This window comes from Streptomyces adustus (assembly GCF_009377175.1).
Classification (GTDB): domain Bacteria; phylum Actinomycetota; class Actinomycetes; order Streptomycetales; family Streptomycetaceae; genus Streptomyces; species Streptomyces adustus.
On the sequence record NZ_VJZD01000029.1, the window covers coordinates 12722 to 36309 of the forward strand.

Below are 23588 nucleotides of genomic sequence, written 5' to 3' on the forward strand. Positions count from 1 at the left end.
ATGAGCGGAGATAAAGGCGGGAAAGACGGGAAAGGCGGGAAGGGTGGGAAAGGCGGGACGCCAGGTCAGCCGGCCGCCGGCGGCGCGTCCGTGTCGGCCTGCCCGGTGCCGACCGGCGGGTGGAACATCTGCCGGATCACCTCGACCGTCCGCAGCAGATGAGGTTCGGACCGGTCGGCGCGGTGCGCGACGGCCAGCTCGACGGTGGTGACCGGCTGGACCAGGGGCAGATACACCACCCCCGGCAGGGTCAGGGCCGTCACCGGCTCGGGCGCGACGGCCGCCCCGAGCCCGCCCGCCACCAGGGTGATCAGCGTCGAGGTCTCCCCGACCTCGTGCCGGATCCGGGGCTCCACCCCGGCGTCGCGCAGCACCCGCAGGACGACGTCGTACATCACGGAGCGGCGGTCCGCCGAGTGCACGATCAGGTCGGTGCCTGCGAGGTCCGCGGCCCGCACCCGCGGCCGCCCCGCGAGGGCGTGGTCGGCCGGCAGCGCCACCACCAGCCGGTCGCGGCGCAGCAGGCGCACGACGAGGGAGGGATCCGCGGCCGGCGGGCGCAGCAGGGCGACATCGATGGCGCCCGTGCGCAGCCCCTCCGCCTGGTCCGGTGCGAGCATCTCGCCGCGGAAGGAGAAGTCGACCCCGGGCAGCTCCGCGGCCAGGTGCCGGGAGAGCGTGGGCAGCAGGCTGTACGTCGCCGACCCCACGCAGCCGATCGCGAGACGCCCCACGACACCGGCCGCGACCCGGCGGGCCAGGTCGGCCGCCTCGTCGACCTCCGCCAGGATCGCCCGCGCGCGCTCCAGGTAGGCGCGGCCGGCCTCGGTGAGGTCCACCCGGCGGGTGGTGCGGTCCAGCAACTGGACCCCGAGCTCGGTCTCCAGCCGGCGGATCGCCTGCGACAGCGGAGGCTGCGCCATGTGCAGCCGCTCGGCGGCCCGGCCGAAATGGCGCTCCTCGGCGACCGCGACGTAGTACCGCAGGTGGCGAAGATCCATATCGCACACCTCTCAATCGCTCGCCATATTGATACTTCACCCTATCGACAGCCGCGCCTACGGTGGCAACGTGAGTGCATACCTCTACGCCGCGACCCGCACGCCGTTCGGAAAGTTCAACGGCGCGCTGGCCGGCATACGCCCCGACGACCTGGCCGCCACCGCGATCACCGGACTCCTCGCCAGGACCCCCGACCTCGACCCGGCAGCGATCGACGAGGTCGTCCTGGGCAACGCCAACGGCGCCGGGGAGGACAACCGCAACGTCGGCCGGATGGCCGCGCTGCTGGCGGGCCTGCCCACCAGCGTGCCGGGCACGACCGTCAACCGGCTGTGCGGCTCTTCGCTCGACGCCGCCCTCATCGGGTCACGCGCCATCGAGACCGGCGACGCCGACATCGTCCTGGTCGGTGGCGTGGAGTCGATGACCCGGGCGCCCTGGGTGCTGCCCAAGCCCGCCAGGGGCTTCCCCGCGGGGGATGTGACCGCGGTCTCGACCACGCTCGGCTGGCGGCTGGTCAACCCGCGCATGCCGAAGGAGTGGACCGTCTCGCTCGGCGAGTGCAACGAGCAGCTCCAGGAGCGGTTCGGCGTCGGCCGCGAGCGCCAGGACGCGTTCGCCGCCCGCTCGCACCGCCTCGCCCACCAGGCCTGGGAGAGCGGCTTCTACGACGACCTCGTCACACCGGTCGAGGGGCTGGCCCGCGACGAGGGCATCCGGCCCACGACGACGCCGGAGGTGCTCGCCGGGCTCAAGCCGTCGTTCCGCCCGCAGGGCACGATCACCGCAGGCAACTCCTCGCCGCTGTCGGACGGTGCCTCGGCGGTCCTGCTCGGCAGCGCGGAGGCCGCAGGCGCGATCGGCCGTGAGCCGCTCGCCCGGATCGCCGGCCGCGGCGCGAGCGCGCTCGACCCGCAGGACTTCGGCTACGCCCCGGTCGCGGCGGCCGCCCAGGCGCTGCGCCGGGCGGGCATCGGCTGGGACCAGGTCGGCGCGGTGGAGCTCAACGAGGCGTTCGCCGTGCAGTCGCTGGCCTGTGTCGACGCCTGGCTGAAGGACGGGCTGCGCGACCCCGAGCTGGTCAACCAGAAGGGCGGCGCGATCGCGCTCGGGCACCCGCTGGGCGCCTCCGGCGGCCGTGTCCTGGGCTCCCTCGCCGCGGTGCTGCGCGAGCGCGGCGAGCGGTACGGCGTCGCGGCGATCTGCATCGGCGTGGGCCAGGGCCTGGCCGTCGTACTCGAAAACCTGGAGAACACGGAGGCGGGAGCATGAGCCGCGCACAGGTGCTGGAGACCTGCGACGAGGCGGTCGCGGGTATCGAGGACGGCTCCACCGTCCTGGTCGGCGGGTTCGGCTTCGCCGGCATGCCGTTCGACCTCCTCGACGCCCTCATCCGCCAGGGGGCGAAGGACCTCACCGTGGTGTCCAACAACGCCGGCAACGGCGAGGTCGGCCTCGCCGCGCTGCTGAAGGCCGGCCGGGTACGAAAGGTCGTCTGCTCGTTCCCGCGGCAGTCCGACTCCTATGTCTTCGACGGGCTCTACCGGGCCGGGAAGATCGAGCTCGAGGTGGTGCCGCAGGGCAACCTGGCGGAGCGGATGCGCGCGGCCGGGGCGGGCATCGGCGCGTTCTTCTGCCCGACCGGAGCCGGCACGACGCTGGCCGAGGGCAAGGAGACCCGTGTCATCGACGGCCGCACCCATGTACTGGAGTACCCGATCAAGGGCGACTACGCGCTCGTCTCCGCGCACCGGTCCGACCCGATGGGCAACCTGGTCTACCGCAAGACCGCCCGCAACTTCGGGCCCGTCATGGCCACCGCCGCCACCACCACGATCGTGCAGGTCGGCGAGGTCGTCGCGGTCGGGGAGATCGATCCGGAGACCGTCGTCACGCCGTCCATCTACATCGACCGGATCGTCCGGGTCGAGTCCCGCCACTACACCGTCCAGGGGGCACGATGAGCACCTCGACACCCGCCACGACCGCAGTGGTCGAGCACCTCGACCGGGGGCCGCTGTCCACGGACGAGCTCGCCGCCGTCATCGCCCGTGACATCCCCGACGGCTCCTACGTCAACCTCGGCATCGGACAGCCCACCAGGATCGCCGACCATCTGCCGGCGGAGCGCGGGGTCGTCCTGCACACCGAGAACGGCATGCTGAACATGGGCCCGGCCGCCGTCGGCGACGAGATCGACCCGGACCTCACCAACGCGGGCAAGGTGCCCGTCACCGAACTGCCGGGCGCGGCGTACTTCCACCACGCCGACTCCTTCGCGATGATGCGCGGCGGTCACCTCGACGTCTGTGTGCTCGGCGCCTTCCAGGTGAGCACCGACGGCGACCTCGCCAACTGGCACACCGGCAATCCCGACGACATCCCCGCCGTCGGCGGCGCCATGGACCTCGCCATCGGCGCGAAGGAGGTCCTCGTGATGATGACGCTCTTCACCAAGACCGGCGCCCCCAAGCTGGTCCCGTCCTGCACCTACCCGCTGACCGGTCTGCGCTGCGTCAGCCGGGTCTACACCGACCACGCCACCTTCGACATCACCCCGGACGGCGCGCGCCTGCGGGAGACATGGGGGAGCACGGCGGCCGACCTGGCGGCGCGGCTCGACGGGATCGTCCCGCCCCACGGATGACGGCGGCCCGGCGCGGCCACCCCGCCGGGTGAACTCATTCCTTCAGATGTGCCGTGAAGGAGAACCGGTCCCCGCGGTACAGGCTGCGGACCCGCTCCAGCGGGCGCCCCCGGGTGTCCCGTGAGACGCGGTGGATCAGCAACATCGGCAGCGCGGGCGGGGTGCCGATCAGCAGCGCCTCGCGCGGGGTGGCCAGCACGGTCTCGATGCGCTCGTCCGCGTCGCCGAACACGATGCCCTGGTCGTGGAGATAGGCGTAGAAGGAGGAGTCGGGCTCGAAGTCGCTGTCGAGGCGGGGCGCGATGGCCACGGCGACGTAGGTGCTCTCCAGGCCGACCCGTTCGTCGTCGGCCAGCAGCACACGCTCCAGATGCCAGACGGGCTCGCCCCGGGTCAGCCCGGTCTCGGCGGCCAGCGCGTCGGGGCAGGGGAAGCGGTCCAGGCCGACGAGCCTACGGCCGGGGGTGCGCCCCTGGCGGCGTACGCCCTCGGTGTAGCTTGCCAGCGACAGCGGCTGCTCCAGTTTGGGCCCCGCGACCACGGTGCCCCGGCCCTGCCGGCGCAGCTTCCCCTCCAGCACCAGTTCGCGCAGCGCCTGCCGGACGGTCTCGCGGGCGACGTCGTACCGTTCGGAGAGATCGCGCTCGGTGGGGATGAGGCTGCCCTCCCCGAGTCCGTCGACGAGCACGGCGATCTCCGCCTTCACCGCGTAGTACTTCGGAATGCGCCCGTGCTCCGGAATACCGGAGCGGACGGGGGCGCCGGGGGCCTGGTCGTTCGGGTAGTCCACGCGGAGATCGTCGCAGACGCGCGGACCCGGCTCGACGACACCTGCGCTCCGGGCGTACGGCGGCGCGTGTACGGCGGTTCCGCGGGGTGGGACCCGTACCGCGGGCCGGTGATCCGGCGGTCGCCCGCGCAGGGGGCGGCCCGGAGTGTGCGGCGGGCGGCCCGGAGCGCGGGACGTACGGCCGGGTCCGTCAGGGAGCCTGACCGCCCGCTGTCACGGCCTTGAGCGCGTCCAGCGACTCCCTCATCAGCGGCGCCATCTCGCGCTGCTCGCCCGGCGCGACCCAGCGCTCGAAGCCGACCTTGAAGACGGCGACACCCGCCTCGGCGGTCAGGCTCGCGGCGGGCTCCGGGACGCCGCGTGCGCGCAGGGCGTCGGCGAGCGCGGCCGACATCGAGGCGAGTTTGATCAGTTCGCGCTCCTGGAGTTCCGCGTTCGCCGTGATCACGGCCTGGCGCTTGCGCGCGAAGTCGCGGCGGTCGACGAACATCTCGCTGGCCGCGTCCAGTCCCAGCGCCAGCGCGTCGATCGGCGTGGTGGCCGGCGGGGCCTCGACGATCGCCCGTACGAACAGGTCCTGCAACGAGGGCGGCGGGCCGCCGAAGAGCACCTCGCGCTTGTCGGCGTAGTGCCGGAAGAAGGTGCGCTCGGTGAGCCCGGCGCGCCTGGCGATCTCGGCCACCGTCGTCTGTTCGTAGCCGCGCTCGCCGTAGAGCTCCAACGCGGCCTTGGCCAGGCGTCCGCGCGCGTCCGGCTCCCATCTACCCATGGCCGGATTCTACGCGATGACAGCGACTGACATCAGTGTTAGCTTTGATGACAGCAACTGACATCAACAGTCTGGGGTGCTTCCCATGCGTATCTTCGTGACCGGTGCGTCCGGCTGGATCGGCTCGGCCCTCGTGCCCGAACTCATCGGCGAGGGGCACCGGGTCGTCGGCCTCGCCCGTTCCGACGCCTCCGCTGCCGCGCTCGCCGGGGCCGGTGCCGAGGTGGTCCGCGGCACCATCGACGACCTCGACGTCCTGCGGGACGCGGCCCTCGCCTCGGACGGGGTGGTCCACCTCGCCTTCAAGCACGACATCGCCTTCAGCGGCGACTTCGCGGGTGCCGCCGAGGCCGACCGGCGCGCCGTCGACGCCTTCGGTGACGCGCTCGCCGGCACCGACCGCCCGTTCGTCCTCGCCTCCGGGCTGGCCGGCTTCGCGCCGGGGCGCGCGGTGACCGAGCGCGATGTGCCCGCGACCGAGGGCGGGCCGGTCTCGATGCGGGCGGTCACCGCGCTCGCGACGCTCGAACTCGCCTCGCGCGGGGTGCGCGCGTCCGTGGTGCGGCTGTCTCCGACCTGTCACGGCGAGGGGGACAACGGCTTCATGGCGACCCTGGTCGCCATCGCCCGCGCCAAGGGCGTCTCCGGCTACCTCGGCGACGGCGCCAACCGCTGGCCGGCCGTCCACCGCCTCGACGCCGCACGGCTGTTCCGCCTCGCGGTCGAGCGGGCCCCGGCCGGCTCGGTGCTGCACGGGGTCGCGGAGGAGGGCGTCGCGATCCGCGACGTCGCCGAGGTGATCGGCCGCCACCTCGGCGTGCCGACCGTCTCGGTGGCCCCGGAGGACGCGGCCGAGCACTTCACCTGGCTCGGTGCCTTCGTCGGCATGGACGTTCAGGCCTCGAACGCCCTGACCCGGGAGCTGCTCGACTGGCGGCCGAGCCACCCCGGCCTCCTCGAAGACCTCGACAAGGGCCACTACTTCCACACCGTCACGGACACCACCGCCACGGCCTGACCCTCCCCGCCCGGGGCGGTCCGGCCGCCTGCCGGCCGCCCCCCGAGGTCACGCCTCCGGCCCGTGCCCGCTCACTGATGGTCCATCAGGTCAACCGTCCCGGACTCTTGACTCGTCAGGCGCCGGTGGTCATGCTCGTCGAAAGTTTTGCGCCGGTCATGACAATCCAGGCCAGGGTCGGGGACGACCGCACACGGCCACGGCCTGACCCGTCGACCGTGCCATCCCCCCGACCAAGGGATGTGGGCAGTGAGCAGGACCGGACGCACCTACCGCGGACGCCGTCATGTCACCGTTGTCTCCTTGTTGTTCCTCGTGCTCGTCATGGCCCTCGGCCCCACGCCGAGCTCGGCGGCCGGCAGCGACTGGTGGATCCCATCGGCACGGCCGGCGCCGGACTCGCAGATCGGCGTCACGGGCGAGCCGTTCAAGGGCGTCAACGCCCAGGGCGAGGTTCGCGGTTTCGTCGACGCGCACGACCACCTGATGGCGAACGAGGGCTTCGGCGGGCGGCTCATCTGCGGCAAGCCGTTCTCCGAAGCCGGGATCGCCGACGCGCTCAAGGACTGCCCCGAGCACTACCCCGACGGCTCGCTCGCGATCTTCGACTACATCACCCGCGGCGGCGACGGCAAGCACGACCCGGTCGGCTGGCCCACCTTCAAGGACTGGCCCGCCCACGACTCGCTGACCCACCAGCAGAACTACTACGCCTGGGTCGAGCGGGCTTGGCGCGGCGGCCAGCGGGTGCTCGTCAACGACCTCGTCACCAACGGCGTGATCTGCTCTGTGTACTTCTTCAAGGACCGCGGCTGCGACGAGATGACGTCGATCCGGCTCCAGGCGAAGCTCACCTACGACCTCCAGGCGTACATCGACAGGATGTACGGCGGCACCGGCAAGGGCTGGTTCCGGATCGTCACCGACAGCGCGCAGGCCCGCTCGGTCATCGAGCAGGGCAAGCTCGCGGTGGTCCTGGGGGTCGAGACGTCCGAACCGTTCGGCTGCAAGCAGATCCTGGACGTCCCGCAGTGCAGCAAGGCGGACATCGACGCCGGACTCGACGAACTGTACGGGCTGGGCGTGCGCAGCATGTTCCTGTGCCACAAGTTCGACAACGCGCTGTGCGGGGTCCGCTTCGACGAGGGTGGTCTCGGAACGGCCATCAACGTCGGGCAGTTCCTGTCTACCGGCACCTTCTGGAAGACCGAGAAGTGCACCGGCCCCCAGCACGACAACCCCATCGGCACCGCCGTCTCCGCCGCGGAGAAGGACCTGCCGGCGGGCGTGGCCGTCCCCGCGTACGCCACGGACGCGCAGTGCAACACCCGTGGCCTGACCGACCTCGGCGAGTACGCCGTACGCGGCATGATGAAGCGCAAGATGATGCTGGAGATCGACCACATGAGCGTCAAGGCGGTCGGCCGGGCGCTCGACATCCTGGAGGCCGACTCGTATCCCGGCGTGATCTCCTCGCACAGCTGGATGGACCTGAACTGGACCGAACGGGTCTACGGCGTCGGCGGATTCATCGCCCAGTACATGCACGGCTCCGAGGGGTTCACCGCGGAGGCGAAGCGCACGGAGGCACTGCGCGACAAGTACCACGTGGGCTACGGCTACGGGACGGACATGAACGGCGTCGGCGGCTGGCCGGCACCGCGCGGAGCCGACGCCCCGAACAAGGTCACGTACCCCTTCAGGAGCGTCGACGGCGGTTCCGTCATCGACCGGCAGACGACCGGGCAGCGCACCTGGGACCTGAACACCGACGGAGCCGCGCACTACGGCCTCGTCCCGGACTGGATCGAGGACATCCGGCTGGTCGGCGGCCAGGACGTGGTGGACGATCTCTTCCGGGGCGCCGAGTCCTATCTCGACACCTGGGGAGCGGCGGAACGGCACCGGGCGGGCGTCGACCTGGCCAGGGGCGCCGCGGCCACGGCCAGTTCGGCGGAGTGGAACCCGTTCACCAGTTACGCGCCGGGCCGGGCGGTGGACGGCACTCGCGACACCCGCTGGGCCAGCGACTGGAGCGACGACCAGTGGCTGCGCATCGACCTGGGCGACACGTACCTGGTCAAGCGCGTCACCCTCGACTGGGAGCGCGCGTACGGGAAGTCGTACCGCATCGAGCTGTCCACCGACGGGACGACCTGGCGGACGGCGTGGTCCACCGACTCCGGTGACGGCGGCCTGGACACCGCCCGGTTCGACGGCAGCCCGGCCCGCTACGTCCGCATCCACGGCCTGGACCGCGGCACCGACTGGGGGTACTCGCTCTACGAGGTGGGCGTGTACGGAAGTTGACCACGGCCCAGGGTCCACGGCTGATCCCGGTGGGCCACGGGCGACGACGAGTACGAAGGGCGCACGGATGGCGCGGATGCCGTCGGCCGAACGACGACGACAGCTGACGGAAGCGGCGATCAGGGCGATGGCCCGGGACGGCGTCGACAGGACGACGACCCGGTCCATCGCCGCCGAGGCGGGCGTGTCGCTGAGCGTCTTCCACTACTGCTTCGACTCCAAGCAGGCCCTGGTGGAGTCCGTCATCACGACCATCACCGACCACTCCGTGAGCGTCGTCAAGGAGGCCCTGCGGCCCCGCGACACCCTGGAGGAGACCGTGCGGGCGGGGTTCCAGGCGTACTGGGACCACGTCCGCGCCCACCCCGCCGAGCACATGCTCACCTACGAGCTGACGCAATACGCCCTGCGCCGACCGGAGTTCACGCACCTGGCCCGCAGACAGCACGAACTGTACGGCGACGTCTACGCCGAACTCATCGGCAGCCTCTGCCGCACCATGGGCCTCCGGCTCCGCGTGCCCCTCCCGGTCCTGGCCCGCTACCTGGCCGCCACGACCGACGGACTGACGCTCCACTACCTCGTGCTCGGTGCGCAGACCGACTGGAACGCCGTCCTGGACACGGTCACCGCACATGTCGTCGGCCTGGTGCAGGACGAGGCCCGACCGGCTCCCTGACCGGCCGGACGGTGACGGCAGCGGCCGTCCTACGCGCCGAACCGTACGGGCAGGCTGCGCGGACCGCGGATCAGCATCCCCGCCCGCCAGCCGATCGCCGCGGGATGGATGTCCAGCGCCAGGTCGGGACAGCGCTCCAGCAGGCTCCTGATGGCGACGCGCGCCTCCAGTCGGGCCAGCGGCGCGCCCAGGCAGTAGTGGATGCCGTGGCCGAACGCCACATGGCCGCGGGCGTCACGCGAGATGTCGAAGCGGTCGGGAGAGGCGAAGCGGGCGGGATCGCGGTTGGCGTCCGCGATGGCGACGAGGACGAGTTCTCCGCCGGCCGGGATCACCGTGCCGCCGATCGTCACCGGCTCGGTGGTGAAGCGGAACGTGGGGGTCTCCACGGGACCGTCGTAGCGCAGCATCTCCTCGACGGCGGTGTCGATGAGCGAGAAGTCCGCGCGCAGGGCGGCCAGTTGATCGGGATGGGTGAGCAGGGCGAGCACGCCGTTGGAGATGAGGTTCACGGTCGTCTCGTGCCCGGCGACGAGCAACAGCCAGGCCATGCCGACGAGTTCCTCGTGGGACAGCCGGTCGCCGGTCTCGTCCGAGCCGTGGATCAGCGCGCTCAGCAGATCCTGGCCGGGCCGCTCACGCTTGCCGTCGACCAACTCGCCGATGAACCGCGCCATCGAGGTCGCGGCGGCCTTGCGCCGCTCGGCGTCGGTGGCGCCGAGCGCGTCGTTCGACCAGGTCCGGAAGGACTCCCGGTCCAGGTCCGGGACGCCGAGGAGTTCGCAGATCACCGAGATGGGCAGCGGGAAGGACAGCGCCTCGACGAGGTCGGCGCGCCCGTCCGGTGCGGCGAGCATCCGGTCCAGCAGCGCGTCGGTGGTCTCCTGGACGCGCGGGGCGAGTCCGTCGACCCGGCGTGGCGTGAACTCCCGGGCCACCAGCCTGCGCAGCCGGGTGTGGTCGGGCGGGTCGGCCCTGAGCATGTGCGGGCCGGAGGACACGGCGCCCAGCGGAAGAGCGGGGGACGCCCTGCCCCAGTCCTTCGAGAGTCGGGGATCCGCCAGCGCGGCACGCCCCTCCTCGTGTCCGACGACGAGCCAGGCCTGCGCGCCCCCTTCCGGCATCCGGATCCGGTGCACCGGACCCTGGGCCCGTAACTTCGCGTAGACGGGATACGGGTCGCGGGTGAAGGACTCACCGAGCGCGGCAAGATCGACGATGCTCAAGGGGTACCACCTCACTGGGCTGGCTGGGCCGGCGGGCCGGGATCCGGCGGGCGAGGCCGGGGCGGCGCGGCGAGCGGACGGTGACAGCGGCCGGGGCGAAACCCGTCGACTCTAGCGCGTTCCGTGTCATGCGAGGGCCCCGGTCATGTCCCGGACGGGCGTGATGATCTCGTCGACGAGACGGCGCGCGGCGCGGGGCGGGTAGGGGCCGCGCAGACCGAGGACGATGTGGGTGAAGCCTGCCGTGACGAGCTCGGTGACGGCCTTGCGGTCCGCGGCCGGCTCGTCGTGGGAGACGAGGTACTGCACCGAGCGGACGAGCGTCCGCGGATCACGGCCGACGGCCGCGCAGTGGCCGTCCAGCACCCGCATGCGTTCGGTGACGTGCTCCAGCGAGTGGTGCGGCGGCCCGGGAATGTTCCAGATGTCGGCCTCCTCGGCGACCAGGCGGAGCGTCCTGGTGCCCCAGCCGCCGATCAGCAGCGGTGGCCCCGGCCGCTGCACGGGCTTCGGGAAGTTGCGGTTGCCGGTCAGGGCGTAGTGCTCGCCCCGGAAGTCGAAGACGTCCTGCGTCCACATGCCCCTGAGGACGGCTATGGTCTCCGCCAGGCGGGCGATGCCCTCCGCGGGCGGGACCAGGTCGAGGCCGTAGGCCGCGTACTCCGCCATCGCGGGATTCGCTCCCGCGATACCGGCCGTCCCGGGCGGCTGCACGGTGCCGCCCACGCCGAGGCCCATGACCAGACGGCCGCCGGAGATCACGTCGACCGTCGTGGCGATCTTGCCGAGCACGGCGGGCGGCCGGATCCGGTTGCTCGTCACCAGCAGACCCAGGCGCAGTCGCCGGGTCCGGGCGGCCAGGGCGGCGAGCAGGGTCCACCCTTCGAGCACGGGTCCGTCCTCGGGCCCCGCGACCGGCATCAGGTGGTCCCACAGCCAGGCGTCCGCGATCTCGGGGAGGTCGTCGGCCTCCTGCCAGACCCGCGCGATCGCTTCGTAGGGAACGTGCTGCGGAGTGGTCTTGATCCCGAACGTCACCGGGCCGTACCCCTGCTCCGACATGGCTGTCACTCGTCCCTTCTCGGTGTGCCGTGTGCCGTCGTCCTGACGACTTATCGTCAGCCTAGTCAATCATCAGTCATGCTGACTATCAGCTCATGGATACACTGGCTTCGTGACCCACGACGACGGTTCGGACGGCGGCTCGGGCGACCGCTCGGCGGTTCTCGCCACCCGCCTCGGATACCTGCTCAAGCACGCGCAGCTGCGGCTGGCCGAGGAGTCCGTGCGTGCGCTGGCGCCGTTCGGCGTCGACGGCCGCGAACTGGCGGTCCTCGCCGTGCTCGCGGGGGACCGTCCGCTGTCCCAGGCGGAGGCGGCGGCCGTGCTGGGGGTCGACCGGACGACCATGGTCGCGCTCGTCGACACGCTGGAGGGGAAACGGTTCGTCGAGCGTCGCCGCAGCGACCGGGACCGGCGCAGAAACATCGTGGAGCTGACGCCGGAGGGCCGGGACCGCTTCCGCGACGCCGAACGGGCCCGTCTGGAAGGAGAGCGCCGCTTCCTCGCCCCGCTCTCCGGTCCGGACGCCGACCACCTGATCCGAAGCTTGCGGGCCCTTGTGGACCCCGGGGAGCACGGCGGTGCGGAGCAGGACGCTTCGGCGGGCCGGGGCGAGTGAGCCGGGGCCGGTGAGCCGGCCGGTCCCGGCACCCGGGGGAGCGGGGCGGTCGGGTCTCCCGGTGTGACCGGCGGCCGGTCCGCGCGGCGCCCGGGTGGCCGGTCCGCCGCCGGTTTCCGAAACTGGGTCGGGGGCCGTCTCGCGGACAGGTGACCGAAGGTGATCGAGCTGGCTGCGGCGTTCGCGGTCGCGGGCGCCCTGAGCAACGCCACCGGAACCGCGTTCCAGCGCAAGGCCGCGTCGGCGAGTACCCGGAGCGGCCTGCGCCTGTTGCTCGAACTGATGCACAAGCCCGCATGGCTGATCGGCATCGCGGGCGTCACCGGGGCCGCGCTCTTCCAGGCCCTCGCGCTGCTGAACGGACCGCTCGCGCTGGTCCAGCCGCTGTTCATCCTGGAACTGCCGTTCGCCCTGCTCATCGGGGCACATCTGATGCACCGCCGACTGCCGGGCACGGGCTGGCGCGGGGTGTTCTGCGTGGTCGTGGGCCTCGGTGTCGCCCTGGCCGCGGCCGCACCGCACGGGGCCGGCAACCAGGCCGCCGTCGTCCGCTGGGTGCCCGCCCTCGTGCTGTGTTCGGGCGCGATGGGCGTGGCCGTGGTGGTGACCCGCCCGGGGCGCTCGGCGGCCTTCCGGGCCTCGGTGCTGGCGGCGGCCGCCGCGATCGGCAACGCCCTGACGGCCGCGCTGCTGAAGTCCGCGGCGGGCATCTTCGCGGACGACGGCTTCCCGGTGTTCCTCCGCTCCTGGCAGACGTACGGGTTCGCGCTCACCGGGATCGTCGCCGTCGTGCTGCTGGAGAACTCGCTCCAGGCCGGCCCGCTGGCCGCCGCCCAGCCGGCGCTGACCATCGGGGACGCGGCGGTGAGTCTCGCGCTGGGGATGTTCCTGTTCGGCGAGGAGATCCGGACCGGCTGGTGGGTGCTCCCCGAAGTGCTGGGCGCCGTGCTGATCGTGGTGGGCGTGGTGGCCCTGAGCCGCGCGGTGCCACGGGTCGCGCCCGTCCCGCGCGACGGCTGACTCGTACCGCGACCGCGCGCGAGCGCCGACCGTACCGTGCCGCGTGGGGGTCAGGGGGCCGGGGCACCCCGCGGCTGCGGACATGGCCCCTCGGGATCACCAGTGCTACAAAGGTCACATGGCGAATCGTTTCGCCGCATTTCGAAGCCGCTGGCTCACACGCCTGGCCGGCAAGAGCCCCCGCAGTGTGGCGGGGCAGGTACTGGTGCTCCAAGTGGCCCTGGTCGTCCTGCTCGTGGCCTGCGGTGTGCTGGCCGTCTTCCTCCAGTCGGAGCGGGACACCAAGGCCGAGGCCATAAGCCGCTCCGTGGCGGTCGCACAGGCCTACGCGCACTCTCCCGGCGTCCTGGCCGCCGTGCAGAGCCCGGACCCGTCCAAGATCCTCCAGCCGCTCACCGAGGCGGGGCGCAAGGCGGCCGGGGTCGACTTCATCGTGATCACGGACACCAAGGGCATCCGGTACACCCACCCGCTGCCGAGCCGGATCGGCAAGCGGTTCGTCGGCAACATCGGGCCCTCGCTGAACGGACAGGTCTACACGGAGAGCGTCCACGGTCCGCTGGGCCACGAGGTGCAGGCCATCGTCCCGGTCGAGGACTCCCGGGGCCATGTGGTCGCCCTGGTGGCCGCCGGACTGAAGGTCAAGAACGTCACCAACGCGGTGGACCGGCAACTCCCGATCATCCTGGGCACCGGGATCGCGGCACTGCTCCTGGCCACCACCGGCACGGTCCTGGTGGCGAGACGGTTGCGACGGCAGACCCACAGTCTGGCCCCGGACGAGATGAGCCGCATGTACGACCATCACGACGCGGTGCTGCACTCCGTACGCGAGGGTGTGCTCATCGTCGGCGGCGACGGACGGCTGCTGCTGGCGAACGACGAGGCCGGCCGGCTCCTCGAGCTGCCGCACGACGCCGACGGCAGGCTCGTGACGGATCTGCCGCGCCTCGCCCCCGAGCTGCGGTCGCTGCTCGCGTCCGGCCGCGAGGCCAGCGACGAGGTGTACTTCGCCGGGGAGCGCCTGCTCGCGGTCAACCAGCGGCCCACGGACCGCGACGGCGGTCCCAAGGGGACGGTGGTGACCCTGCGCGACTCCACCGAACTCCAGGCGGTGACCGGCAGGGCCGAGATCGCGCGCGAGCGACTCAGACTCCTGTACGACGCGGGCCTCGGCATCGGCACCACCCTGGACGTGCTGCGCACCGCCGACGAGCTGGCGCACGTGGCGGTCCCGCGGTTCGCGGACTACGTCACCGTGGACCTGGCCGACGCCGTGCTGCACGGCGAGGAGCCGGCCGCCACGGCGACCGGCATGCGGCGCACGGCCGTGTACGGGGTCAGGGACGACCACCCGCTCTACGAGAAGGGCCGGCTGATCGACTTCGTGCCGTCGACCCCGCAGGCCCGCGGCTACGGCAGGGGCCGTTCCGAACTGGTGGCCGACCTGACGACCGCCACGGGCTGGCACGCCCAGGACCCCGAGCGCACCCGGCAGATCCTCGACTACGGCATCCGGTCCCTGATCGCCGCCCCGATCAGGGCCCGCGGCGTGGTGCTGGGCATGGCCAACTTCTGGCGCTCCACACAGCACGCGCCCTTCGACGAGGAGGAGGTGACGCTGGCCGAGGAGCTCGTGGCCCGCGCCGCGGTCAGCCTCGACAACGCCCGCCGCTACACCCGCGAGCACGCGCTGGCCGTCACCCTCCAGCGCAGCCTGCTGCCCAGGGCCCTGCCCGAGCAGAACGCGCTGGAGGTCGCCTACCGCTACCTGCCGGCCCAGTCGGGGGTCAGCGGCGACTGGTTCGACGTGATCCCGCTGCCGGGCGGCCGGGTCGCGCTGGCCGTCGGCGACGTGGTCGGCCACGGCCTGCACGCCGCCGCCACGATGGGGCGGCTGCGCACCGCGGTGCACAACTTCTCCGCACTCGACCTGCCGCCCGACGAACTGCTCAGCCATGTCGACGACCTGGTCGGCCGCATGGACCAGGAGGAGGCGGACACGGAGAGCGTCGCGGGCGTCATGGGCGCCACCTGCCTGTACGCGATCTACGACCCCGTGGCGCGCCGCTGTGTCATGGCACGGGCGGGGCACCTGGCACCGGCGCTCGTGTGCCCGAACGGCACCGTCACCTTCCCCGACCTGCCGGCCGGGCCTCCGCTGGGTCTGGGCGGTCTGCCGTTCCAGACCGCCGAGCTGGAACTCGCCGAGGGCACCCAGCTCGTCCTGTACACCGACGGACTCATCGAGGACCGCAGACGCGACCTGGACGAGGGCATGCAGATGCTCGCCGACGCGCTGGCGGGTTACCCCGAGCGCAGCCCCGAGGAGAGCTGCCAGGCCGTACTGGAAGCGCTGCTGCCCGGCCGGCCCAAGGACGACGTAGCCCTGCTCGTCGCCCGTACCCGCGGTCTGGCGCCCGAGCGGATCGCCGACTGGGACGTGCCCGGCGAGCCGGCCGCCGTCGCGGTGATGCGCGACGCCGTGAGCCGCAAGCTGGAGGAGTGGGGGCTGTTCGAGCTCGGCTTCGCGCTGGAGCTGATCCTGAGCGAACTCGTCACGAACGCCATCCGCTACGGCTCCGAGCCGATCCATGTGCGCCTGATCCACGACCGCGCGCTGACCTGCGAGGTGGCCGACGGCAGCAGTACCTCGCCGCATCTGCGGTACGCCGCGACCATGGACGAGGGCGGCCGGGGCCTGTTCCTGGTGTCGCAGATGTCCGAACGCTGGGGCACCCGGTACACCCCCCAGGGCAAGGTGATCTGGGCCGAGCTGGCCCTGCCCGCGGCCGTCGAGGAGCCCGGCCCGGAACCGGGTTAACCCAGGTCGCGGCTTCCCTCGTTCTCATGAGGATTCCGGGGTCTGTGAGGCTCCTGGGTGCGGTACGCGGCGAGGGCGGCGGTGTCGTCGTCCAGGGTCCCGCCACTGTGGGCCAGCAGGTCCTCGTGGAGCCGGTCGAGCAGCGCGCGGGGTTCGAGGAAGCCCCAGGACCGCACCCGGTCGAGGAGGGGATAGAAGTTCCCGCCTTCGTCACGGGCCTCGGTCACACCGTCGGTGTAGAGCAGGAGCAGATCGCCGGGGCGGAAACGCCGCACGTCCACCCGGTGGTGGTTGTCGACCAGCACCCCGAGGTTGACGGGTGGCGAGGGTTCGTCCGGGTCCAGCTCGAAGACGCCGTCGTGGGCGATGAGCAGGGGCGAGGGGTGACCGCAGTTGACGAGGCGGACCACGGGCTCGTGATCGGGGATCTCGACGAAGACCGCCGTGACGAAGCGCTCGGCCACCTCGCTGCCGGGCGGGAGCAGGGCCGCCCTGCGGTTCATGCTGTCCTCGACCCGGCGGGCCACCGCGGCGAGGTCCGGTTCGTCGTGGGCGGTCTCGCGGAAGGCGCCGACCATTGTCGCCGCCGTCTCCACCGCGACCAGGCCCTTGCCCCGGACGTCGCCGATGAGCAGGCGCACCCCGTACGGACTGGGCACCGCCTCGTACAGGTCGCCGCCGATGCGCGCCTCCGCGGCGGCGGACAGGTAGAGGGTCTCCACGCGGATCGGACCGAGGCGGTGCGGCACCGGGCTCAGCAGCACCTGCTGTGCGGTCTCGGCCACGGAACGCACGGACGCCAGGGTCCGCTCCCGGCGGATCCGGTGGCCGGCGAGGATCGCGCCGAGCACCCCGAGCAGGGCGGTGCAGATGTAGGCGGTCACATAGTGGCGGTCGAACAGGTACCCCACCTCGCGGCCCGCGCAGCACGGCGTACCGGCCAGGACGGCCTCGAACCCGACGGCGAACACCGTGACCGCGCCGACGGCGACGGGACCGTAGCCGAAGGCGGCGATCACGGGGAGGGCGGTGAGCAGGAAGCTCACCGGCCACTGCACCGGGGTGAGGGGTTCGAGAGCCAGGATCACGACGACGTAGCCGACCGGGAGCCAGCGCACCCACCGCGGCTCCGTCTGCCGTCGCTGCTCCGCGTCACCGTCCCCGGGCCGCCCACCGCGGTCCCTGCGGAGGGCCCTGCGGATCCGGTCACGCGGCACGAGAACTCCCGGCGGGGCTTGATCACGACGACCGCGCAGCGGCGGCCCACCTGCTTCTCCCGATCGATGCCCAAACCATGCGTATCGGGATCTTTCGGGCAATCCTACGATGTCCGGTGGTCGCGGTGAGGGAGGCCGACGACATCGGACGGAGGCCGCCCCGCCCGGTCGGCACGGGCCGGCACGCGGGCCGTGGGCGGGCCGGTGGGCAGGCGGTCGGCGGCCCGGAGCACGACAATGGACGCAGGCCGAACCCCGGACGGAGGCACGGATGACGGACCACGACACCACCACGCACCGTTCGCCCGGTCTCGCCGGCCAGACCGTCGTGGTGATCGGAGCCGGCTCGGGGATCGGCCTGGAGACCGCCCGCCGGGTGCGTGCCGAGGGCGGGCGGCTGGTGCTGGTGGGCCGCAACCCCGAACGGCTGCGGCAGGCCGAACTCGAACTCGAACCGCAGGGCACGGCGGCTTTCGACGCCACCGACAACGTACGCCTCGGGCAATTCTTCGAGGAGCTGGCCGAGCCGGTCGACCATGTCATGGTCACCGCGGGCGCACCCGCCTACCAGCCCCTGGCGGACATGGACCTCGACGCCGTCCGCCGGGACATCGCCGACCGCCTGGTCATGGCCCTCGGTGTCGCCCGGTACAGCCGTGACCGGGTCAGGGCCGGAGGAACGCTGCTGTTCATCGGCGGCACCGGCGGACGGCGGCCGGCCATCGGTATGAGCGTGGTTTCCGCCATGACCGCCGCGCTGCCCGCCCTCGTCGCGAACCTCGCCCTGGAGATCGCGCCGATCCGGGTCAACCTCATCGCCGCCGGATTCGTCGACACGCCGCTGTCGGCCTCGCTCCTGGGCGATCAGCTGGAATCCCGGCGCGAGGAGCTGCGCGCCACGCTGCCCATCCGGCGGGTCGTCGGACCGGAGGACGTCGCCGCCCTGGCCGTGCACCTCATGGTCAACGAGGCGCTCACCGGCGCGACGTACGACATCGACGGCGGCCAGCAGCTCCTGCCCCGCTGACCGCGTCACTCGGGCCGAAGGCCGCCGATGACCTGGTCCGACACGGAACGGGTGGCTCCGAAGCCGGTCTCGTGCTCCCACACATGGGTGCACGACGGGCACTGGAGGTGGAGCCGGCTGCCGGTGTTGGACAGGAGGTAGCGCCAGTGCGCCGAGCAGGTGCGCCCGTCCGCGCAGGTGTCGCACGCGCGGTGGTCGGCGCAGCTCGGGCAGGGCACCCAGGCCCGGCGGCCGCGGTCCGCGTGCGGATCAAGGGGCAGCACGGCCGTCTCCTCTGCGGGGGAGGACGCCGGCCGCGACCAGGCCGTCGTACACGCGCTGCTGTTCTTCGTCGAGCCCGGAGTACAGCAGCGCGTACGCCGCCTCCTCACCCTCCAGCGCCGCCACGGGGTCCCAGTCGGCGCCGAGGGCGTCCAGCACATGGGCGCGGCGCAGCATCTCGTGCGAGGTCAGGTCCACGGAGAAGTCGGCCAGGGCGGCGCTGTCCGGCGGGCTCGCCTCGGGCCCGCGCGGCTCGTCGAGGCCGTCCGGATCGTCGGGGATGTGAGGAACATGCGGGGACATGCCGCCGAACTTAGGTAGACCTTCACGCATTGGGCAAGGGCAGGTGGGGGACCTCACACCGGGCCCGACCGCGACCGGAGGGGGTCGGGACGGGCTATTCAGGTCCGTTTTCGCGTCGTCGTCGTCGTCGTCGCCGTCGTCGTCGTCGTCGCCGTCGCCGTCGTCGCCGTCGCCGTCGTCGCCGTCGCCGCCGGCGCCGCCGGCGGTCGCGGGACTACGGGTCCACGGGGCCGCGGGCCGTCCGGCCCGGAGTGGCGATGTGCCGTTCGGCTGTGTCCACCGGACCGCGCTGCCAGGATCGTGGCATGAAGTACATGGTGCTGATGTACGCCGATCCCGTCGCCACCGAGGCGATGACCGCGGCGGAGCGGGCCGAGGTGTTCCGCAGACACGAAGCGCTCCACCAGGACCTCGCGGAATCGGGGGAGTTGCTCAACGGAGCCGGTCTCGCCTATCCGAGGGACACGACGACGATGCGGTGGCGGGGCGATGGATCCACCGTCACGGACGGGCCGTTCGGCGCGGGGGCCGAACAGCTGACGGCCTATTACGTGATCGACTGCGCGAGCCCGGAACGGGCCCGCGAGATCGCCGGACGTGTCCTCGACTTCCACGTCGTGGCGGTCGAAGTGCGCCCGGTCCACGACGCGTTCGGCATGGACGGGAGCTGACCCGCCCGACGGATCCGGCGGCAACCTTTCCGCCGCCCGCGGCCACTGAGGGGTGCGACAGTGACTCGAACTTCCGGACGGATGAGCATGAGAGCAACCAGGCGGGCCGCGCGAAGCCGCAGGCGCAGGATCGGACTGACGGGTGGCGCGGTGCTGGCGCTGGTCGCCGTGGGCGTCCTCGTCCATCTGGTGACGGCGTCCCCGCCCGGCCCCGGGACGGACACCGGCCGGGCCGCGGCCACGCCCGCCGCCGACGCCCGTACCGCCGTACCGGCCCCGGCCCCGACACCGCCGGCGACGGCGTCGGTGGCCGCGTCGGCGCGTACGTCCCCGAGCGCGACGGCGGCCGCGACCACCGCGGCCGCCGCCGCGGCACGGCCGTCGGCCACCGGCACCGGGCGCCCGGTATCCGCCACGGCCGCCCTCGCCGGACGGATCCGGCCCCAGACCCGCTACCGGGGCGTCGCCACGTCGTACGACGCCGGAGACGGCGACGGCGCCTGTCTGTACGGCCCGGCCGACGACCTCATGGTCGCGGCGATGAACACCACCGACTACGAGTCGGCCCAGGCGTGCGGGGCCTATGTGCTCGTCCGCACGAGCGGCGGCGCGTCCGTCACGGTCCGGATCGTCAACGAGTGCCCGTCGCCCTGCACACCTGGCCAACTCGACCTCAGCACCCAGGCGTTCGCCAAGCTCGCCGATCTCTCGGCCGGCCGGATCCCGATCACGTGGGAGCTGGTGAGCCCCCGTACCGTCGGCACCCTCTCGGTCCGCTACAAGACCGGGTCCAGCCGCTACTGGTGCGCGATCCAGGTGATCGGCCACCGCAATCCCGTGGCCCGCCTGGAAACCCGTACCGCGGGCGGCTGGCGGCGGCTGCCGCGCGCCGACTACAACTACTTCCTCGCCGAGGACGGCGGCGGGTGCGGCGGCGCGATCCGGATCACCGACATCTACGGTGAGCAACTGACGGTCGACGGGATCGCGTTGCGGCCGGACGCCGTACAGGCGACCCGGGTCCAGTTCGCCGCGCACTGAACCGCATCCGCGTCAGTCCTGGTACTCGGTGAGGTCGATGCCGTACAGCCTCAGGTCGTAGCCGTGCACGGAGTCCTCGGTGACGCCCTCCGGCTGCATGCCGAGCTTGTCGAGCACGTTCGCGGAGGCGGTGTCACCGGTCCGGCAGGCGGCGACGACCCGGTCGATGCCCCGGTCCTGGAGCGCGAACTCCAGTGCCGCGTGGGCGGCTTCGGAGGCGTACCCCTGCCCCCAGAACACCCGCCCGAACCGCCAGGAGATCGCCACCTGACCGGCGATCTCGGCCGGCGCGTCCGGTACGTACAGACCGACCGCGCCGGCCAGCTCCCCGGAGCCGAGGAGCTCGACCGCGAAGATCCCGAAGCCTTCCTCGTCCCACTCCTCCTCCCAGTCCTCGATGTCCTGGGCGGTCCGGTCCAGGGAGCGCGGCACGCCGTCGCCGATCCAGCGCATCACCGCCGGATCGGCCTGGATCTCGGAGAGGGGGACAAGGTCGTCGTCCAGCCATCGGCGCAGGACTAGACGGGGGGTGCGGATCTCGCTCATGGCACCATCCTGCCGACACCGGAGCGCGAGTGCGAAACCGCGGTGCCCGCGGGCGTCGCCGGACCGGGTAGCCGGACAAACCTGTGGGGGAGGGCGATGGGTCTCTGCCATTCTGCCGGGCATGTCCGCACGCAATCGACGACTGCCCCGGCACCGTGCCTGGCCGCTGACCACCACCGACATCGAAGGATGTCTCGGGCCCCTCATGAGCCGTGTCACGGACCTGAGGTTCCTCATGGGCCAGGACAGCGGGTCCGTCGTCCTGGGCGCGGCCTGGGTCGCTCCGCTGTCCCGGAACTACGGTCGCGGCGTCCACCCGGACTCGGTCGGCGCCCGCATCGACGTCCACCCGGTGGACGCCACCGAGCGCGCCGCCGTGCGTGCCGTGCTGCGGGAGCACGCGCTGCCTCAACTCCACGCATGGGTCACGCGGACGATCGCGGCCGACGAGACCTGGCGGCTGACCGACCACCAGCACTACTGGCGGCTCACCGACGGCCTCCTCACGCACCGCGACGAGACGTGACCGACCGAACGGCAGCGCCTCGACGATCCGTCGGCGCCGACGGCGTACGCCGGTGAGCCGCGGAGTGTCCGTGACCGGCGCTCCTTCCGCCCCCCCGGGCCCGACGAGCCGGAGCAGGGCCCGCGGCCTAGTCTGGTCGAGGGGGCGCGGCCGGGTGCATCACGGAAAGGGGCGCCCCGATGGACGACTACCCGCTGATCGAGGATCACGGGCTCATCGGTGATTTGCAGACCGCGGCGCTCGTGACCACGGAGGGGGCGGTCGACTGGTTCTGTTCCCCACGGTTCGACTCGCCGAGCGTGTTCGGGGCGCTTCTGGACCGGCGGAACGGCGGGCACTGCACGGTCCGGCCGGCGCACCCCACCCATTCGACCAAGCAGTTGTACCTGCCCGACACCGCGATCCTGGTGACCCGGTTCATGACCGAGGCGGGCGCCGGCGAGGTGATCGACTTCATGCCCGTGACCGGTCCGATGGCCACGCGCCATCACCGGCTGGTCCGCCTGGTGCGCTGTGTCCGCGGCACCATGACGTTCGACGTGGAGATCGCGCCCCGGTTCGACTACGGGCGCAGCAAGCACGACGTGCACCTCACGCAGCACGGAGCGGTCTTCGTCGCGCAGGACGGCACGGAACTCACCGTGCACCCCATCCGGGAGCCGGAGGACGAGCGGCTCTCGGACGTGCTGACGCACCGGGAGGCCGACCTTCAGGTCTCGCTGACCCTGGAGGCCGGACAGCAGCGCGGGCTGATCCTGGAGACGGGCGCCGAGGGGCCGCCGCGGGAGATCCGGCGCGCCGAACACGAACGGCTCTTCGAGGAGACGGTCGGGTTCTGGCGCTCCTGGCTGACCCGGTCGCGCTACACCGGGCGCTGGCGTGAGGTGGTGGAACGCTCCGCGATCACGCTGAAGCTGATGACCTTCGCACCCAGCGGCGGCCTGGTGGCCGCCCCGACGGCGGCTCTGCCCGAGCAACTGGGCGGCGAACGCAACTGGGACTACCGCTTCACCTGGATCCGGGACGCCTCCTTCTCCGTGTACGCCCTGCTGGGGCTCGGCTTCACGGAGGAGGCCAGGGCGTTCATCACCTGGCTGGGCGACCGGGTCAAGGAGCGGGCCGGCAGTGACGGGAACACGGGTCCGCTCAACATCATGTACAAGGTCGACGGTTCCTCCGACCTGACCGAGCAGATCCTCGACCACTGGGAGGGCTACGGAGGCTCCGCCCCGGTGCGGATCGGCAACGGCGCCGCCACCCAGCTCCAACTGGACATCTACGGCGAGGCGTTGGACAGCATCTACTTCGGGCACCAGCACGGCCTGGAGCTCGGCCACGCGGGATGGACCTCGCTGCGGACGGACCTGGAATGGCTGGCCGACCACTGGGACCAGGCGGAGGAGGGCATCTGGGAGACGCGCGGCGGCCGACAGGACTTCACCTACGGCCGGGTGATGTCGTGGGTGGCCTTCGACCGCGCGCTGCGGCTCGCCGAGGCGAACGGCTGGCCGTCCGCGGCCGACCGCTGGAAGACCGAGCGGGACGCCGCCTACGAGCAGGTCATGGCCAAGGGGTGGAGCGACGGCCGGCGGGCCTTCGTCCAGCACTACGGCAGCGAGGTCCTGGACTCCGCGCTGCTGCGCATGGCGACGGTCGGCTTCGTCTCCCCCGGAGATCCGATGTGGGCGGCAACCCTGGACGCCATGGAACAGGAACTGGTCAGCGACAGCCTGGTCTACCGGTACAACCCCGACGCCTCGCCGGACGGTCTGCGCGGCTCGGAGGGGACCTTCTCGCTGTGCACGTTCATGTACGTCGACGCCCTGGCGCGCGCGGGACGCACGGACCGGGCGAGGCTGACGTTCGAGAAGATGATGGGGTACGCCAACCATCTGGGCCTGTACTCCGAGGAGATCGACCCGACGGGTCGTCAGCTCGGCAACTTCCCGCAGGCGTTCACCCATCTCGCCCTCATCGACTCGGCCCTCACCCTGAACGCGGCTCTCGACAAGAAGTAGTGGCCCGGCGGT

23 protein-coding genes are annotated in these 23588 nt (G+C 72.2%); 14 read left to right on the top strand and 9 right to left on the bottom strand.

What is annotated here, in order from left to right; genetic code table 11:
* Positions 1-65 precede the first annotated feature (65 nt).
* The gene (locus FNH09_RS10110; RefSeq protein ID WP_152886414.1) at positions 66-1001 is read right to left on the bottom strand and encodes a LysR substrate-binding domain-containing protein; all 936 of its coding nucleotides are present in this window, start codon (positions 999-1001) and stop codon (positions 66-68) included.
* 70 nt (positions 1002-1071) lie between these two features.
* Between FNH09_RS10110 and FNH09_RS10115 the strand changes: the two genes are divergently transcribed.
* From FNH09_RS10115 to FNH09_RS10125, 3 genes are read left to right on the top strand one after another with little or no spacing between them, the layout of a single operon-like run.
* Positions 1072-2274: an acetyl-CoA C-acyltransferase gene (locus FNH09_RS10115; RefSeq protein ID WP_162468343.1), complete on the top strand. Its 1203-nt coding sequence runs from the start codon at positions 1072-1074 to the stop codon at positions 2272-2274.
* Positions 2271-2966, top strand: coding sequence for a 3-oxoacid CoA-transferase subunit A (locus FNH09_RS10120; protein ID WP_152886416.1), 696 nt, complete (start codon positions 2271-2273; stop codon positions 2964-2966). Before FNH09_RS10115 ends, FNH09_RS10120 begins: the two co-directional genes overlap by 4 nt.
* Complete coding sequence (locus tag FNH09_RS10125) at positions 2963-3649, top strand: 3-oxoacid CoA-transferase subunit B (protein ID WP_152886417.1); 687 nt, start codon at positions 2963-2965, stop codon at positions 3647-3649. Before FNH09_RS10120 ends, FNH09_RS10125 begins: the two co-directional genes overlap by 4 nt.
* Before the next feature lie 34 nt (positions 3650-3683).
* Here the strand turns inward: FNH09_RS10125 and FNH09_RS10130 are convergent, their stop codons facing one another.
* A complete protein-coding gene (locus FNH09_RS10130) occupies positions 3684-4439 on the bottom strand; it encodes a UTRA domain-containing protein (protein WP_162468344.1) in 756 nt (251 codons plus the stop codon).
* A 190-nt stretch (positions 4440-4629) separates the two neighbouring features.
* Positions 4630-5208, bottom strand: coding sequence for a TetR/AcrR family transcriptional regulator (locus FNH09_RS10135; RefSeq protein WP_152886418.1), 579 nt, complete (start codon positions 5206-5208; stop codon positions 4630-4632).
* An 85-nt stretch (positions 5209-5293) separates the two neighbouring features.
* Between FNH09_RS10135 and FNH09_RS10140 the strand changes: the two genes are divergently transcribed.
* The 3 genes from FNH09_RS10140 (at position 5294) to FNH09_RS10150 (ending at position 9215) form a co-directional block, all read left to right on the top strand.
* Complete coding sequence (locus FNH09_RS10140) at positions 5294-6226, top strand: SDR family oxidoreductase (RefSeq protein WP_152886419.1); 933 nt, start codon at positions 5294-5296, stop codon at positions 6224-6226.
* 240 nt (positions 6227-6466) lie between these two features.
* Positions 6467-8536, top strand: coding sequence for a galactose-binding domain-containing protein (locus tag FNH09_RS10145; protein WP_152886420.1), 2070 nt, complete (start codon positions 6467-6469; stop codon positions 8534-8536).
* 67 nt (positions 8537-8603) lie between these two features.
* Positions 8604-9215 (top strand): TetR/AcrR family transcriptional regulator, encoded by a 612-nt coding sequence (locus FNH09_RS10150; protein WP_152886421.1) that lies wholly within the window; start codon positions 8604-8606, stop codon positions 9213-9215.
* A 29-nt stretch (positions 9216-9244) separates the two neighbouring features.
* Here the strand turns inward: FNH09_RS10150 and FNH09_RS10155 are convergent, their stop codons facing one another.
* Positions 9245-10441 carry a cytochrome P450 family protein gene (locus FNH09_RS10155; protein ID WP_152886422.1) on the bottom strand — a complete coding sequence of 399 codons (1197 nt, stop codon included), beginning with the start codon at positions 10439-10441 and terminating at the stop codon, positions 9245-9247.
* Between the two features lie 126 nt (positions 10442-10567).
* The gene (locus FNH09_RS10160; protein WP_152886445.1) at positions 10568-11503 is read right to left on the bottom strand and encodes an LLM class flavin-dependent oxidoreductase; all 936 of its coding nucleotides are present in this window, start codon (positions 11501-11503) and stop codon (positions 10568-10570) included.
* A gap of 112 nt (positions 11504-11615) precedes the next feature.
* Here FNH09_RS10160 and FNH09_RS10165 point away from each other — a divergent pair, with 112 nt between their 5' ends.
* The 3 genes from FNH09_RS10165 (at position 11616) to FNH09_RS10175 (ending at position 15966) form a co-directional block, all read left to right on the top strand.
* Positions 11616-12122 (top strand): MarR family transcriptional regulator, encoded by a 507-nt coding sequence (locus FNH09_RS10165; protein WP_162468346.1) that lies wholly within the window; start codon positions 11616-11618, stop codon positions 12120-12122.
* 159 nt (positions 12123-12281) lie between these two features.
* Positions 12282-13142 carry a DMT family transporter gene (locus tag FNH09_RS10170; RefSeq protein ID WP_162468347.1) on the top strand — a complete coding sequence of 287 codons (861 nt, stop codon included), beginning with the start codon at positions 12282-12284 and terminating at the stop codon, positions 13140-13142.
* Positions 13143-13260: 118 nt separating this feature from the next.
* On the top strand, positions 13261-15966 hold the full coding sequence (locus FNH09_RS10175; RefSeq protein WP_152886423.1) for a SpoIIE family protein phosphatase: 2706 nt from the start codon (positions 13261-13263) through the stop codon (positions 15964-15966).
* Here the strand turns inward: FNH09_RS10175 and FNH09_RS10180 are convergent.
* Complete coding sequence (locus FNH09_RS10180; RefSeq protein WP_162468348.1) at positions 15963-17084, bottom strand: SpoIIE family protein phosphatase; 1122 nt, start codon at positions 17082-17084, stop codon at positions 15963-15965. The genes FNH09_RS10175 and FNH09_RS10180 overlap by 4 nt on opposite strands.
* A gap of 370 nt (positions 17085-17454) precedes the next feature.
* Here FNH09_RS10180 and FNH09_RS10185 point away from each other — a divergent pair, with 370 nt between their 5' ends.
* The gene (locus FNH09_RS10185; protein ID WP_152886424.1) at positions 17455-18210 is read left to right on the top strand and encodes an SDR family oxidoreductase; all 756 of its coding nucleotides are present in this window, start codon (positions 17455-17457) and stop codon (positions 18208-18210) included.
* Positions 18211-18215: 5 nt separating this feature from the next.
* Here FNH09_RS10185 and FNH09_RS10190 read toward each other — a convergent pair whose 3' ends face one another.
* Both FNH09_RS10190 and FNH09_RS10195 read right to left on the bottom strand, forming a co-directional pair.
* Complete coding sequence (locus tag FNH09_RS10190; RefSeq protein ID WP_162468349.1) at positions 18216-18473, bottom strand: hypothetical protein; 258 nt, start codon at positions 18471-18473, stop codon at positions 18216-18218.
* Positions 18460-18774, bottom strand: coding sequence for a DUF6400 family protein (locus tag FNH09_RS10195; RefSeq protein ID WP_152886425.1), 315 nt, complete (start codon positions 18772-18774; stop codon positions 18460-18462). The genes FNH09_RS10190 and FNH09_RS10195 overlap by 14 nt, the downstream gene beginning before the upstream one ends.
* A 305-nt stretch (positions 18775-19079) precedes the next feature.
* Here FNH09_RS10195 and FNH09_RS10205 point away from each other — a divergent pair, with 305 nt between their 5' ends.
* A complete protein-coding gene (locus FNH09_RS10205) occupies positions 19080-19445 on the top strand; it encodes a YciI family protein (protein WP_152886426.1) in 366 nt (121 codons plus the stop codon).
* 81 nt (positions 19446-19526) lie between these two features.
* Complete coding sequence (locus FNH09_RS10210) at positions 19527-20486, top strand: expansin EXLX1 family cellulose-binding protein (protein WP_152886427.1); 960 nt, start codon at positions 19527-19529, stop codon at positions 20484-20486.
* Positions 20487-20498: 12 nt separating this feature from the next.
* Here FNH09_RS10210 and FNH09_RS10215 read toward each other — a convergent pair whose 3' ends face one another.
* The gene (locus tag FNH09_RS10215) at positions 20499-21032 is read right to left on the bottom strand and encodes a GNAT family N-acetyltransferase (protein ID WP_152886428.1); all 534 of its coding nucleotides are present in this window, start codon (positions 21030-21032) and stop codon (positions 20499-20501) included.
* A gap of 205 nt (positions 21033-21237) precedes the next feature.
* On the opposite strand from FNH09_RS10215, the gene FNH09_RS10220 reads away from it, so the two are divergent.
* Both FNH09_RS10220 and FNH09_RS10225 read left to right on the top strand, forming a co-directional pair.
* The gene (locus FNH09_RS10220) at positions 21238-21558 is read left to right on the top strand and encodes a hypothetical protein (protein ID WP_375978363.1); all 321 of its coding nucleotides are present in this window, start codon (positions 21238-21240) and stop codon (positions 21556-21558) included.
* Between the two features lie 179 nt (positions 21559-21737).
* A complete protein-coding gene (locus tag FNH09_RS10225; RefSeq protein WP_152886430.1) occupies positions 21738-23576 on the top strand; it encodes a glycoside hydrolase family 15 protein in 1839 nt (612 codons plus the stop codon).
* The last annotated feature ends 12 nt before the right edge of the window (positions 23577-23588 follow it).

What these genes read in the sequence shown, in the direction of transcription:
- FNH09_RS10110 (WP_152886414.1), bottom strand. Translation starts at nt 1,001, where the DNA reads ATGGATCTTCGCCACCTGCGGTACTACGTCGCGGTCGCCGAGGAGCGC.
- FNH09_RS10120 (WP_152886416.1), top strand. Translation starts at nt 2,271, where the DNA reads ATGAGCCGCGCACAGGTGCTGGAGACCTGCGACGAGGCGGTCGCGGGT.
- FNH09_RS10125 (WP_152886417.1), top strand. Translation starts at nt 2,963, where the DNA reads ATGAGCACCTCGACACCCGCCACGACCGCAGTGGTCGAGCACCTCGAC.
- FNH09_RS10135 (WP_152886418.1), bottom strand. Translation starts at nt 5,208, where the DNA reads ATGGGTAGATGGGAGCCGGACGCGCGCGGACGCCTGGCCAAGGCCGCG.
- FNH09_RS10140 (WP_152886419.1), top strand. Translation starts at nt 5,294, where the DNA reads ATGCGTATCTTCGTGACCGGTGCGTCCGGCTGGATCGGCTCGGCCCTC.
- FNH09_RS10145 (WP_152886420.1), top strand. Translation starts at nt 6,467, where the DNA reads ATGTGGGCAGTGAGCAGGACCGGACGCACCTACCGCGGACGCCGTCAT.
- FNH09_RS10150 (WP_152886421.1), top strand. Translation starts at nt 8,604, where the DNA reads ATGGCGCGGATGCCGTCGGCCGAACGACGACGACAGCTGACGGAAGCG.
- FNH09_RS10160 (WP_152886445.1), bottom strand. Translation starts at nt 11,503, where the DNA reads ATGTCGGAGCAGGGGTACGGCCCGGTGACGTTCGGGATCAAGACCACT.
- FNH09_RS10175 (WP_152886423.1), top strand. Translation starts at nt 13,261, where the DNA reads ATGGCGAATCGTTTCGCCGCATTTCGAAGCCGCTGGCTCACACGCCTG.
- FNH09_RS10185 (WP_152886424.1), top strand. Translation starts at nt 17,455, where the DNA reads ATGACGGACCACGACACCACCACGCACCGTTCGCCCGGTCTCGCCGGC.
- FNH09_RS10195 (WP_152886425.1), bottom strand. Translation starts at nt 18,774, where the DNA reads ATGTCCCCGCATGTTCCTCACATCCCCGACGATCCGGACGGCCTCGAC.
- FNH09_RS10205 (WP_152886426.1), top strand. Translation starts at nt 19,080, where the DNA reads ATGAAGTACATGGTGCTGATGTACGCCGATCCCGTCGCCACCGAGGCG.
- FNH09_RS10210 (WP_152886427.1), top strand. Translation starts at nt 19,527, where the DNA reads ATGAGCATGAGAGCAACCAGGCGGGCCGCGCGAAGCCGCAGGCGCAGG.
- FNH09_RS10215 (WP_152886428.1), bottom strand. Translation starts at nt 21,032, where the DNA reads ATGAGCGAGATCCGCACCCCCCGTCTAGTCCTGCGCCGATGGCTGGAC.
- FNH09_RS10220 (WP_375978363.1), top strand. Translation starts at nt 21,238, where the DNA reads ATGAGCCGTGTCACGGACCTGAGGTTCCTCATGGGCCAGGACAGCGGG.
- FNH09_RS10225 (WP_152886430.1), top strand. Translation starts at nt 21,738, where the DNA reads ATGGACGACTACCCGCTGATCGAGGATCACGGGCTCATCGGTGATTTG.